This window comes from Acidobacteriota bacterium (genome assembly GCA_003696075.1).
Taxonomy (GTDB): Bacteria; Acidobacteriota; Polarisedimenticolia; order J045; family J045; genus J045.
The window spans coordinates 1-12,952 of the sequence record RFHH01000153.1; the positions used below are offsets into that span (position 1 = coordinate 1).

The window sequence follows — 12,952 nt, forward strand, 5'->3', positions numbered from 1 at the left end:
CCGGCGAGCAGGAGCAGAACCCCGGCCGTCCCGGCCGCCCGCCCGCGCCGCCCGCCGCCGGCCGAGGCGAGCAGGGGCAGGCCGCACGCGACGAGGAAAGTTCCGAGGTGGCCGGGGTGGAGGAAGTCGGCCGCCGGCCGCGAAGCCCAGACCCTGAAGGGAACGGGCGCCCGGTCGAGCGCGAAGCCGGCAAACTCCGCGACGCGCTGGGCCGCATACAGCAGGGCCGGTCCGGCCGCGGCGATCGGGGCGAGGGCGGCGAGCAGCCGGGGCCAACGCTCGAAGCGGCCGGCGAGGGAGGCCGACAGGACGAGCGCGAGGCCGGCGCCGATCCAGGCGGCGAGGCCGTCCCGCGCCGCCGAGCGGTCGGGCGCGAACGACGCCGCGACGGCCACCCAGAGCCAGAGACTGCCCCCGAGGGCGAGGGCGCGCCCGGACGGGGCGCCGCGGGCGCGGCCTCTCGCGAGCCATGCGAAGGCGCCGGCGGCGAGCAGGATCTGCCGCCCGCACCGGGCACCCGGCAGCGCGCCCCCCTCCCCCCACGCCGAGAGCGCCAGCGCGAGCGCCAGGGCGAGCGTCTCCGGCGGCGCCGGCCCGCCGCGGCGCCAGCGGACGAGGACGAAGAAAGCGGCGAGCAGGTGGATGCCGAGCAGAAGGTCGTCCCATGAGGACCACGGCCACCGGACCGGACCTTCCGGCTGCGGCAAGGCCACGGGTGCCTCACCCAGCCCCGCCTCCGCCAGCGCCTTCTCCTCCGCTTCGACCTTTTCGGCGAGATCCGGATCGGCGGGGTGACGGGCGAGCGCCGCCCTGTGGTGGCGCCACGCACGCGCCGGGGCGCCCTCGGCCAGCGCGAGATCGCCGAGAAGGTGCTCCGGACCGGGTGCGGCGGGATCCCATCGCCGCGCCCGGAGGGCCAGCGCCCGCGCGGCCGCCGGCGAGACGGCGGCGAGCCTCCGGGCGGCCCTCACGGCGAGGCGCGGGCTCCAGGGAGCGGCTCCGGTGCCGAGCGCCGCCGCCGGGTCGGCCTGGGCCGCCTCCAGGGCGCGGCGCGCGAGGGCCGTACCGGTCCACAGGAAGGCCGCCGCGAGGAGCGCCGCCGCGAGCACCCACCGGCCGGAGCGCGACCGGGTGGCGCGCTCGGCGGGAGCACCGGCGGGGAAGGCCATCCCCGCCAGCACCGCCGCGGGGACCGCGACGCCCGGAAGATAGAAGGTGAAGTCCACCAGGTTGTGCGCGGCGAACGCGGCCGTCCCGGCGAGAGCCCATCTCTCCGGGCCCGCGGCCGAGCGGCGCCTCCGGAACAGGGCGAAGGCCGCGGCTCCGAGCAGCGCGGCCGCCGGCAGCCCCCCTTCCACGGCGAGCTGGAGCCACGAGTTGTGGGCGTAGACCGTCTCGGAGTCGTCCGGGCGCCGCACCCGCGGATAGAGCGCTCCGAATCCGCCGAGGCCGGCGCCCACCAGGGGGCGCCGGAGACCCACCAGCACCGCGCCCCTCCAGTTTCCCGCCCGGAGACGGAGCGGGTGGTCGGGCCGGTCCAGATCGCCCAGGCTGCCGGGACGCAGCGCGACGAGGCCGAGAAGGAGAAGGAGCAGCGCCCCGGCGCCAGCGGCGAGCCGGCGCGGTCGCACCGCCCGGCGCACCGCGGCGAAGGCCGCCCCGGCGGCGAGTCCGGCGAAGGCGCCCACCGAGGCGGTGGCGAGCAGGCCGGCCACGATCGGCACGGCGAGCGCGGCGGTGGCGGCGCGCGCGGCGCGGGCGCGCCAGGCCCCGAGGGCGGCGAGAGCGACGACCAGGGCGCCCCCGAGCGCGGCCGGGACCAGGTGGGTGCCGAACGCCCGCCCCGACGCGAGGCGCGCGACCACCTCGGGAGCGGCTTGGGCCGCCCGAGCGGCGAGCGCCTCGCGCGGGAGGAGGAACAGGCGCTGCGCGACGGCGAGCACTCCGAGGGCCGCACCGACCGCCGCCGCCGAGCCCAGCACCAGCCCCCGCCGGCGCGGCTCCAGCTCTCGCGCGGCGAGAAAGGCGCCCGCCGGAAGCGCGAGGCGGGCCAGCGTGTCGATCGTCCGTCCCGGCGCGAGCGAGACGGCGAGGTTGAAGCCGGCGAGGGCGAGACCGGCGGCGATCGACGCCGCCTTCGGTGCCCGCAGCGTGAGCGCCGCCGCCGCGAGCAGGAGGGCCACGATCGGGCCGCATTCCGGGTGAACTTCCGGCGGAAAGGCGAGCGCCGCCGCCACGGCCAGGGCGAGCGCCGCCGCGCGCAGGTCCGACCTCCGCGATGGCGCCGGGGCGTCCGTGTCCCGCGGCCGGTCGGTCACCGCGCGCTCGTCCCTCCCGGCACCGCGCGGCGGCGGGCCGCGCGACGCGCAGCGGCGGACCGCCTCCCGGCCGGGGCCGGCGGTCGCACCGGGCGCGCAGTATATCGCCGCGCGCCGCGGGGCCCCCGCGGCCTCAGGTCTCGGGGCTGAAGGAGAACTGGCCGTCGCTCAGGACGATGTCGTAGTCGTACTCGTCCCGCGTGGCGCGCGTGATGTTCTGGGGCCCGTCGGCCAGGTCGCGGCCGTAGCTCTCCACGGTGTAGGACGCGCCGTCCGACGTGTAGACGAGATCGTTGTTCCACCCGTCCGTCGTGTCGACGCTGTAGAACACGCCTCGCGCGAGGACGTCGGCGAGCTGCTGCGCCGTGATCCCGTTGGTGGGGAGGTGGCCGTTGTCACCGTTGTAGGCCTCGATCGCGCTCGCGACGTTGCGCATCGTGGCCATGCTCTGGCGCTGGCGCGACCGGTCGATCGCCGACCGGAGGTTGACCACCGCCATCGCGGACAGGATGCCGATGATCGCCACGGAAACCAGGAGTTCGACCAGGGTGAACCCGCGATCGGAGCCGCCGGATGCGGTGCGGCGGGATCCGCCGGCGGGGGCCGAAGCTGGGGTGAACATGCGGCTCCTCCCTGGACCGGCACGGCGCCGGATAGACGAAAGCCGGGGCATGGGGCCGTCCCCACGCCCCGGCTCGGGTCCGTTCGCTACTGCTGCTGGCCCTCAGGCCACTGCGTGAACGCGCCGTCGATGAAGATGATGTCGTCGTCGAAGTTGCTCGTCTTGCCGCCCGGGGGGCTGTTCTGCTTCGTCCTGTCCTTCCCGTAGGACCGGATCGTGTAGTCCGCGCTGTCGGAGGCGTACTTCAGCGGATTGGACCAGCCGTCCTCGTCCGGAGCCTTCTTGATGTAGATCGGCTCGATATAGGTGTCGAGGTTCCCGTTCACGTCGACGAGCGTCGTCGTGTTCCCCGTGTTCGGGTACTGGTTCTCGTCCACCGAGTAGGCTTCGACGGCCGTCCCGATGGACCGCATGTCCGCCATCGTGCGCTTCTGGCGGCCGCGATCGATGGCGTTCAGCAGATTCGGGATCGCGATCGCCGCGATGATGCCGATGATCGCCACCACGATCAGCAGCTCGATGAGGGTGAAACCACGGTCCTTGCGCTGCATCAGTCGTCACCTCCCATGTGGATGCACTCGCCTTATAGCAACCCGGGTGCCAGCGGCGCCACCGGTCACCGCGGAACGGAATCCCAACAGTACGAAGCACTTGGAACGCCGGCCCCGCCTGCGCCGGGCGGACGGCCGGACAGCCAGTGTCACGGCTCCGGGCTCGCCGGTGACACTCATTGTCACCTCCCCTCCCCGACCGGCTCCGGGGTCCGGGCGGTGCGGGCCGCCGAATCCCGCCCGCCCAGCGCGTACTTCTTCGCGAAGTAGCGGAACGACCGGAAGCTCATGCCCAGCCGCTCCGCCGCCCGGGTCTGGACTCCCCCGCAGGCCTCGAGCGCCGCCTCCATGTAGCGCCGGCGCTCCTGCTCCAGGTGCGCCTCGAGGTCGAACCGCTCCGGCAGGGCCCCGGGCGGGGACGCGAGCGGCCGGCCGCCGATCTCGGGCGGAAGGAGGTCGGGAGTGAGCCGCCGGCCGCGGGCCAGGGTCACCGCCCGCTCGACGACGTTCTCGAGTTCCCGGACGTTGCCGGGCCAGTCGTAGCCGGTCAGCCGGTCGAGGAAGGCCGGATCGATGGCATCGATCGGCCGGCCGGAGCGCTCCGAGATTCGCTGCACGAAGCAGCGCACGAACTCGGGGATGTCCTCCTTTCGCTCCCGGAGGGGCGGGACGTGGATCCGGATGACGTGGACGCGGTAGTACAGATCCTCCCGGAACCGGCCTTCGCGCACGAGCGCCTCCAAATCCTGGTGGGTCGCCGCGACGATCCTTGCCGCCACCGGGATCTCCTCCGTGCCGCCGACCCTCCGGATGGTGCGCTCCTGAAGCACGCGAAGCAACTTGACCTGCATCGCGACCGGCATGTCGCCGATCTCGTCGAGAAACAGCGTCCCGCCCGCCGCCGCCTCGAGCAGGCCGCGCCGCGCCCGCTCGGCTCCGGTGAACGCGCCTTTCTCGTGGCCGAAGAGTTCCGACTCGAGCAGCTCGGGCGGGATCGCGCCGCAGTTGATGCCGACGAACGGCTCCGCCGCCCGCGGCGAGGCGGCGTGCAGCGCCCTCGCCACCACCTCTTTCCCCGTCCCCGACTCGCCGGTGATGAGCACCGTGCTGTCGGAGGGGGCGATGCGGGCGACGAGCTCGCGCAGCTCCCGGATCGCGGGAGACGAGCCGATCAGCCTTTCGGCCACTCCGAGCCGCGCTCGGAGCCGCCTGTTCTCGTGGCTCAGGCGGCGCTCGCCCAGAGCCCGGGCGGCGTGGAGCCGCAGCTCTTCGACGTCGAACGGCTTCTCCAGGTAGTTCACCGCCCCGTGGCGCATCGCCTCGATCGCCGTCTCCTTCGACCCGTAGGCGGTGATGACGATCGCCGGCACGTCCGGGCGGATCTCGCGAGCCCGCCGGAGCAGCTCGACGCCGTCGATGCCGGGCATCGCGAGGTCGGTGATCAGAAGATCGACGGGACGCTCGCGGAGGTGCTCGAGCGCCGCGGTGGCGCCGGAGGCGGTGAGCACGTCGTGTCCGTCGGCGGCGAGGGCGGCCCGGAGAACCTCGCGGATGCCGCGCTCGTCGTCCACGACGAGGACCAGCGCCATCGTCAGGCCCTCCCCGCCGCGGCGGCGGCCGCCGTAGGCCGCCCGGCCGACGGCGCGGCCGCGGCCGCCGGAACGATCGCCCGGACCTCCGTGCCCCGTCCCGGACGGGAGAGGATCTGCACCCGCCCCCCGTGCTCCTCGATGATCCGGTACACGATCGCCGCTCCGAGGCCGCTTCCGTCGCGGAATCGACCCTGGAACGGCTGGAAGTAGCGGCGGGCCGTTTCGCGGTCCATCCCGTGACCTTCGTCGGCGAACGCCACCATCAGCTCCTCGGCGCCGTGGGGAGCGATCCTCACCGTGAGCCGGCCGCCGGCCGGCATCGCCTTGAGGGCGTTGGTCGCCAGGTTCCAGAAGACCTGCCGCATGCGGTCCGGATCGACCAGGGCGGGCCCGGCGCCGGGGCACGCCTCGACCCTGACCTCGTGCGCCGGCGTCATCACCGGACTCTTCTCCAGCAGCGCAGCGAGACCGCGCATCAGCTCGACCAGGTCGGTGGGCCGTGGCCGGAACGGCCCCGGGCTCGCGAACTCGAGGAAGTCCTTGATGATCCGGTTGAGCCGCTCCGCCTCCTCCCGGACGATCGTCCGGAGTCGGTCCCGCTCCTGGGGGGCGGCCTCGTCGAGCATCTGGACGCAACCGGTGACGGCGGCGAGCGGGTTCCTGAGCTCGTGGGCGATTCCGGCCGCCATCTCACCGAGCGCCGCCATCCGCTCGCGCGTCCGGACCTGCTCTTCGAGGGTGGCGATCTCGGTCAGGTCCTGGAACACGACCAGCCAGCCGTCCGCCCGGCCGCCCTCGCCGCGCAGCTCGGAGACGCTGAACCCGAGGAGCAGGGGGTCGCCCTCGGCGGGACGCCATTCCCGCTCGAAGCGCTGCAGCCGGCCGGAGGCGAGCGCTTCGGAGGAGGGGGGGAAGAAGCCCGGGGGCCACTGCAGCAGCGAGGCGGCCGGCCGCCCGATCAGGCGCTCCATCGGCAGGCCGAGGATCTTCCTCCCGGCGCGGTTGACGAAGGTGATCCGCCCCTCTCCGTCGGCGGTGAGCAGCCCGGTGGGAATCGACTCGACGATGTGGGCGTGGAGCGCCCGGAGTGCGGCGAGTGCACCTCCCCGCTTGCGCAGCTCGCGGTCGGCGTGGTGCAGGTGGTCGGCGAGCACGCCCCCGAGCGCGCCGAGGACCAGGAAGCCGAGCAGATGCGAGACCGCCGCATAGAGGGCCCGGCCGGGGGGAAGCTCGTCGACCGGCAGCCGCAGGGCGTCCCACCCGAGCAGAACCGCGTACAGGCACCAGGTCGCGGCGGCGATCGCGGTCCCGGCGCGGAGGCCGAGCAGCGCTCCGCTCACCATCACCGGCAGGGCGAAGAGGAACGTCAGCGGCGACAGGCTGCCGCCCGTGACCAGCACGAACCCGAGCACGAGCAGCGAATCGCCGGCCACCTGCGCGACGACGAATCCCGGCCGGTCGCCGAACCGGCGGTCGGCGAGCGCGTACGCGAGGATCGTTCCGTAAGCGGCGGCGGACAGGAGGTACAGCGGGCGCAGAGAGCCGCGCGGGGCGAACGTGAGCTCGATGACGAACACCGACAGAAGGAGCGTGCTGACCGCGACGGCCCGCGCCGCGTTGAGCCTCCGGAGATTGTGTCGCACGCCGCTCATCGGTCGCCGTCCGCCGCCCCCTGCTCCCTCCTGCGCCCGGACGGCGCGGGCGCGCGGCGCGGCGGGCGCCGCCGCCCGCCGCGCCGTCCCGGTCCGTCAGCCGATCTTGCTGACCAGGCTGAATATCGGCAGGTACATCGACACGACGATCCCGCCGATCACCGTGCCGAGAATGACGATCATCACCGGCTCGAGGAGCGACAGGAGATTCTGCGTCGCCTCGTCGACCTCGTCCTCGAAAAAGTCGGCGATCTTCGACAGCATCGCGTCCAGCGCGCCCGTCTGCTCTCCCACGCCGACCATCTGGACGACCATGTCGGGGAAGACGCCGGTCTCCCGCAGCGGATCGGCGATGGTCCGCCCCTCTTCCACCGCCGACCGCACCTTCTGGATCGCATCCTCGATGATCGCGTTACCCGCGGTGCGCGCGGTGATGTCCAGTCCGTCGAGGATCGGCACGCCGGACGAGGTCAGCGTCGCCAGCGTGCGGCAGAACCGAGCGACCGCGATCTTGCGGAGCAGACCGCCGATCACCGGGATCTTCAGCATGAAGCCGTCGATCGCCCGCCGGCCCGACTCCGTGTGGTAGTACTGCCGCAAACCGAACAGGCCGCTGCCGATCACTGCCACGACCAGCCACCACCAGGCGCGGAGGAAGTTGCTCAGCGCGATCGTCATGCGGGTCGGCAGCGGAAGCGACGCCCCCAGCCCGGTGAACAGGTCGGCGAAGACGGGGATCACGAACGTGAGGATCACCCACACGACCACGGCGGCGATGCAGATCACCGCCACCGGATAGATCATGGCGCCGCGCACCGCCGACTTGAGCTTGACGATCTTCTCGATGTAGGCCGACAGGCGCTGCAGGATCGTGTCGAGGATCCCGCCCGCCTCGCCGGCGGCCACCATGTTGCAGTAGAGATCGTCGAAGACCTTGGGGTGCTTCCGGAGCGCGTCGGCCAGCGTTGACCCGCTCTCGACGTCCTGCCGGACCTCGCTGAGGACCTGCTGGAACGTCCGGTTCGTCTGCTGGTCGGCGAGGATCTCCAGGCACTGCACCAGCGGCAGTCCGGCGTCGATCATCACGGAGAACTGCCGGGTGAAGATGGCGACGTCCTTCTGCTTGACGCCGCCGCGGAGGCGCGGAAGCGCGAACTCCTTCCCCTTCTCCGTGACTGACGAAACGACGATTCCCTGCCGGCGGAGCTGCGCGACCGCCTCGTCCCGGTTGGCCGCCTCGAGCGTGCCCTCGCGCGTCTCCCCCGTCCTCGACCTTCCCTTGTAGGCGAACGTGGCCATCTTCGGTCTCCGTCAACCTTCAGCGCCGCGCCGGCCGGGCCGGGCCGCCGCTGAGGGCGCCGACGCCGCGGTTGATCATCTCCTGGAGCTCCTCCGGGTTGCTCGAGACGCTGAGCGCGGTTTGCAGCGTGATCTGCCGGCGGAAGTAGAGCGTCGCCAGAGACTGGTTGAAGGTCTGCATCCCGTGCTTCGCCTGGCCGGCCTGCATCATGGAGTAGATCTGGTGGACCTTGTCCTCGCGGATCAGGTTCCGGATGGCGGAGTTCGGGACCAGGATCTCGAGCGCGAGCACCCGCCCGCGGCCCGACGCCTTGGGCAGCAGCGCCTGGCAGATGATCCCCTCGAGCACCAGGGAGAGCTGCGCCCGCACCTGCGGCTGCTGGTTCGGTGGAAAGACGTCGATGATGCGGTTGATCGTCTGCGCGGCGGAGTTCGTGTGAAGCGTCGCCAGCGTCAAGTGCCCCGTCTCCGCGATCTGCAGCGCGCACTCCATCGTCTCGAGGTCGCGCATCTCGCCGATCAGCACCACGTCGGGATCCTGCCGCAGCGCCGACCGGAGAGCCGCCGGGAACGACTTCGTGTCGGAGCCGAGCTCTCGCTGATTGACCACGCAGCGCTTGTGCGAGTGCAGGTACTCGATCGGATCCTCGATGGTCACGATGTGGGCCTGGCGCTCCCGGTTGATCTTGTCGATGATCGCTGCCAGGGTCGTGCTCTTCCCCGAGCCGGTCGGCCCGGTGACCAGAACCAGGCCCCGTGGCTTCTCGGCGAGCTGCGCCACGACCTCCGGAAGGCCCAGCTCCTGGAAGCTCTTGATCTCCCAGGGGATCGTTCGGAATGCCGCGGCGACCGCCCCGCGCTGGTTGAAGACGTTGGCGCGGAACCGGGCGAGCCCCTTGATGCCGAAGGAGAAGTCGAGCTCGAGATTCTCCTCGAACCGGTGCTTCTGCTCGTCGGTCATCACCGAGTAGACGAGGGCCTTGGTCGTCGCGGCGTCGAGCGGTGGCATCTGCAGCGGGACGAGCTTCCCGTCGATGCGGATCTGCGGCGGGCTGTTCGTCGTGATGTGGAGATCGGTCGAGCCCTGCTCGACCATCGTCTTCAGGAGCTGCTGCAGCGAGACCAACGTTGTTTGTGCCTCCGGCATCGCCACCCCCACAACCGTCAGAAGACGGTCTCGCGGACCACCTCGTCGATGGTCGTGATCCCCGCCTTGATCTTCTCCAGTCCCGAGCGCCGGAGCGTGATCATTCCCTCCTCGACCGCCCGGCGCTTGAGTTCGATGGCCGAGCATCCGGTGAGGATCATCTCCCGGATCTCCTCGCTGATCTCCATGACCTCGAACAAGCCGATCCGCCCCTTGTAGCCGCTGTTGTTGCAGTGGGGGCACCCTGCGCCCTTGTAAGGAGTGACGGTCTCCGCCTCCTCCGGGGTGAAGCCGATGTCGATGAGCGCCTGCTTGGGCAGCTCGTGCTCCTGCTTGCATTCCGTGCAGATCCGCCGCACGAGACGCTGCGCCCCGATCAGGTTCACCGAGGTGGCGACCAGGAACGGCTCGATGCCCATGTTCATCAGGCGGTTGATCGTCGACGGGGCGTCGTTGGTGTGCAGGGTGGACAGCACCAGGTGCCCGGTGAGCGCCGCCTTGACCGCGATCTCCGCCGTCTCGAAATCGCGGATCTCTCCGATGAGCACGACGTCCGGGTCCTGCCGGAGGAAGGCGCGCAGCGCCTCGGCGAAGGTCAGGCCGATCGACTCCTTCGTCTGGACCTGGTTGATCCCGTGCAGGTTGAACTCCACGGGATCCTCCGCCGTCATGATGTTCGTCTCGGTCGTGTTGATCTGCGAGATGGCGGAGTACAGGGTGTTCGTCTTTCCCGAACCGGTCGGTCCGGTGACCAGGACCATGCCCCACGGCTTGCGGATCGCCGCCTCGAACTTCTCCAGCGACCTCGGCTCGAACCCGAGCTTGGTGAGGTCGAGGGTCAGGTTCTCGCGGTCGAGGAGTCGCAGCACGACCTTCTCGCCGAACAGCGCGGGCACGGTCGACACGCGGAAATCCATCTCGCGGGTGCGGCCGTCGATGCGGAGCTTGATCTTGATCCGGCCGTCCTGCGGCAGCCGGCGTTCCGCGATGTCCAGCTTGGACATGATCTTGATGCGGCTGATGATCGCATCGCGAAGGCGCGCCGGCGGGTGCATGTACTCGTAGAGCACGCCGTCGATGCGGAGGCGGACGCGGAAATCCTTCTCGTAGGACTCGAGGTGGATGTCCGACGCGCCCTTGTTGATCGCGTCGATGAGAATCCTGTTGACGATCCGGACGACGGGGGCATCGGCGCTGAGCGCTTCGAGGTTGGTGGCGTCGAGTTCGTCTTCCTCGGAGAGCACCTCGAGGTCCTCGTCCTCGACGCCATCCGCGATCCCGTCGACCTCCTGTTGGAACAGCGTGAGTCGCTTTTCCTCGTACGACTTTTCGATCGCCTCTTTGACGGCGAACTCGCTGGCGAGGACCGGCTCGACCTCGCATCCCGTCCGGAACCGGATGTCGTCGAGGGCGACGACATTGGTGGGGTCGGTCATCGCCAGCGTGAGGATGTTCCCGGTCTTGTGCACGGGAAACACCTGGTACCGGCTGGCCAACGATTCGGGAATCAGGTCGAGGAGCGCCCGGTCGACGTGGGGGTAGAGGCTTCGGAGGTCGATCGCGGGGATCCCGTACTGCTCCGAGAGGATGTGGACCAGGTCCTCCTCGCTCACCGCGCCCTGGCGAACGAGGTGGTAGCCGATCTTCCCCCCTTCCTGCCTTTGGCGCTCGATGGCCTCGTTGAGCGCCTCCGGCGTGATCAGGCCTTCCGCGAGCAGCAGCTCACCGATCCGTTCAGACATGGCACCCTTCAACCGGGACCCGCATACGGGCTCCGCGTCGCCCCGCCCGGCTCCGGGCGAGCGCACCCGGGCCGGGACGGCGCCCTCTCACCTACGAGGGGTAACTTGGGTGCCGGGCGGAAGGGGGTCAAGCCGCGGCCCGCGCCTCCCGGAGCCGGGAGATGGGCCCGGAACTCAGCCGGCGGAGGCGGCCAGTTCCCTCCGCCGCCGTTCGAGGAATTCCTCCATGAACCGCGTCGACAGCCGCCCGGCCCGGAAGTCGTCGTCCCGGACGATCGCCGCGATCAGCGGCAGGTTGGTGGAAATCCCCTCGATGACGAAGAACTCGACGGCGCGGGCCATCCGGGAGACGACCTCCTCCCGCGACGGGGCCCTGGCGATCAGCTTGGCGATCATCGAGTCGTAGTACGGCAGGACCTGGTATCCGGCGTAGGCGGCCGTGTCGAGGCGGATCCCCGGCCCGCCCGGCGGGTGAAAGGTGGTGATCCGGCCTGGACAGGGGGCGAAGGTCCACGGATCCTCGGCGGTGATCCGGGCCTCGATCGACCAGCCGTGGATCGAAAGGTCCTCTTGCCGGTAGCCGAGCGGCTCCCCTGCGGCGATCCGGATCTGCTCCTTGATCAGGTCGAGACCGGTGATGTTCTCCGTCACCGGGTGCTCGACCTGGATCCTGGTGTTCATCTCCATGAAGTAGTAGGAGCCATCCTCGTCGAGCAGGAACTCGATCGTCCCGGCGTTCTGGTACCCGACCGCCCGGGCGGCCCGGACCGCCGCTTCCCCCATCTCCCGGCGAAGCCGGTCGTCGAGCGCCGGGGAGGGCGCCTCCTCGATGATCTTCTGGTGGCGCCGCTGGATCGAGCACTCCCGCTCGAACAGATGGACCACGTTCCCGTGCAGGTCGCCCAGGACCTGGAACTCGATGTGGCGGGGCCGCACCAGGTACTTCTCGATATAGATGTCCGGCACGCCGAAGGCCGCCTCCGCTTCCCGCCGCGCCGTGTCGATCGCCGCGTCGAGCTCCTCCTCCCGCTCCACGATCCGCATGCCGCGCCCGCCGCCACCGGCGGCCGCCTTGACGATGAGCGGATAGCCGACCTCCGCGGCGATCTTCCGGGCGGCCTCGGGGTCGTCGACGGTTCCCTCGCTGCCCGGCAGCACCGGGACGCCCGCCGCGATCATCGTCCTGCGGGCCTCGACCTTGTCGCCCATACTGCGGATCGTCTCCGGCCGCGGCCCGATGAAGGTGATTCCGCACTCGGCGCAGACCTCGGCGAAGTGGGCGTTCTCGGCGAGGAATCCGTAGCCTGGGTGGATGGCGTCCGCCCCGGTGACCTCCGCGGCCGAGATGATGGCCGTGATGTTCAGGTAGGAATCGGAGCTGCGCGCCGGGCCGATGCAGATGTCCTCGTCCGCGAACCGGACGTGCAGCGAATCCCGGTCGACGTCGCTGTGCACCGCCACCGTCTTGATACCGAGTTCCCGGCAGGCCCAGATGATGCGGAGGGCGATCTCGCCCCGGTTGGCGATGAGAATCCTTTCGAACACCTACCGAACTCCCCCGCAGGCGTCCGGCCTGGCCGCGGCGCGGCGTTTCGGTCCCCGGACCGCTCGGCATGGCCGCCCGGTTTCACGCATCCTTCCGGATCCGGAACAGCACCTCGCCGTACTCGACCGGCTGCGCGTTCTCGACGGGAATGTCCACGATCGTGCCGGAGACCTCGGCCTCGATCTCGTTCATCAGCTTCATCGCCTCGATGATGCACAGCGTCTGGCCGGCCTCGACGTGGTCCCCGACGGAGACGAACGGCTTCGCCTCCGGGCTGGGCGCCCGGTAGAAGGTCCCGACCATCGGCGCCTTCTGCTCGTGGATCTCGGCCTCCGCGGCCGCAGGCGCCTTCTCCACCGCCGCACCGGCGGGAGCGGTCTCGGGGGCGGGCGGGGTCGGCGCGGCCGGGGCGGCCGGGACGGCGGCCGGCAGAGGGACCGCCACCGCGCCCTCGGGGGCGCCGTTCACCGGGCGGTCCTTGAC

10 protein-coding genes are annotated in these 12,952 nt (G+C 71.2%); all 10 read right to left on the bottom strand.

Features of this window, described 5'->3' with window-relative positions; translation table 11 throughout:
- The coding region (locus tag D6718_10315) for a hypothetical protein (protein RMG44291.1) at positions 1 to 2,318 on the bottom strand (2,318 nt) is incomplete at its 3' end.
- A 133-nt stretch (positions 2,319 to 2,451) separates the two neighbouring features.
- On the bottom strand, positions 2,452 to 2,991 hold the full coding sequence (locus D6718_10320) for a prepilin-type N-terminal cleavage/methylation domain-containing protein (protein RMG44292.1): 540 nt from the start codon (positions 2,989 to 2,991) through the stop codon (positions 2,452 to 2,454).
- 35 nt (positions 2,992 to 3,026) lie between these two features.
- The gene (locus tag D6718_10325) at positions 3,027 to 3,491 is read right to left on the bottom strand and encodes a prepilin-type N-terminal cleavage/methylation domain-containing protein (GenBank protein ID RMG44293.1); all 465 of its coding nucleotides are present in this window, start codon (positions 3,489 to 3,491) and stop codon (positions 3,027 to 3,029) included.
- A gap of 182 nt (positions 3,492 to 3,673) precedes the next feature.
- Positions 3,674 to 5,080, bottom strand: coding sequence for a sigma-54-dependent Fis family transcriptional regulator (locus tag D6718_10330; GenBank protein RMG44294.1), 1,407 nt, complete (start codon positions 5,078 to 5,080; stop codon positions 3,674 to 3,676).
- Positions 5,081 to 5,082: 2 nt separating this feature from the next.
- Complete coding sequence (locus D6718_10335; protein RMG44295.1) at positions 5,083 to 6,735, bottom strand: PAS domain S-box protein; 1,653 nt, start codon at positions 6,733 to 6,735, stop codon at positions 5,083 to 5,085.
- Positions 6,736 to 6,831: 96 nt separating this feature from the next.
- Entirely contained in the window at positions 6,832 to 8,034 is a 1,203-nt protein-coding gene (locus tag D6718_10340) for a type II secretion system F family protein (GenBank protein RMG44296.1), read from the bottom strand.
- 19 nt (positions 8,035 to 8,053) lie between these two features.
- Complete coding sequence (locus tag D6718_10345; GenBank protein ID RMG44297.1) at positions 8,054 to 9,160, bottom strand: type IV pilus twitching motility protein PilT; 1,107 nt, start codon at positions 9,158 to 9,160, stop codon at positions 8,054 to 8,056.
- 38 nt (positions 9,161 to 9,198) lie between these two features.
- On the bottom strand, positions 9,199 to 10,923 hold the full coding sequence (gene pilB, locus D6718_10350; protein RMG44298.1) for a type IV-A pilus assembly ATPase PilB: 1,725 nt from the start codon (positions 10,921 to 10,923) through the stop codon (positions 9,199 to 9,201).
- 174 nt (positions 10,924 to 11,097) lie between these two features.
- The gene (gene accC / locus D6718_10355; protein ID RMG44299.1) at positions 11,098 to 12,468 is read right to left on the bottom strand and encodes an acetyl-CoA carboxylase biotin carboxylase subunit; all 1,371 of its coding nucleotides are present in this window, start codon (positions 12,466 to 12,468) and stop codon (positions 11,098 to 11,100) included.
- 82 nt (positions 12,469 to 12,550) lie between these two features.
- Positions 12,551 to 12,952: acetyl-CoA carboxylase biotin carboxyl carrier protein (gene accB / locus D6718_10360; protein ID RMG44300.1), on the bottom strand; the 402-nt coding region annotated here is incomplete at its 5' end.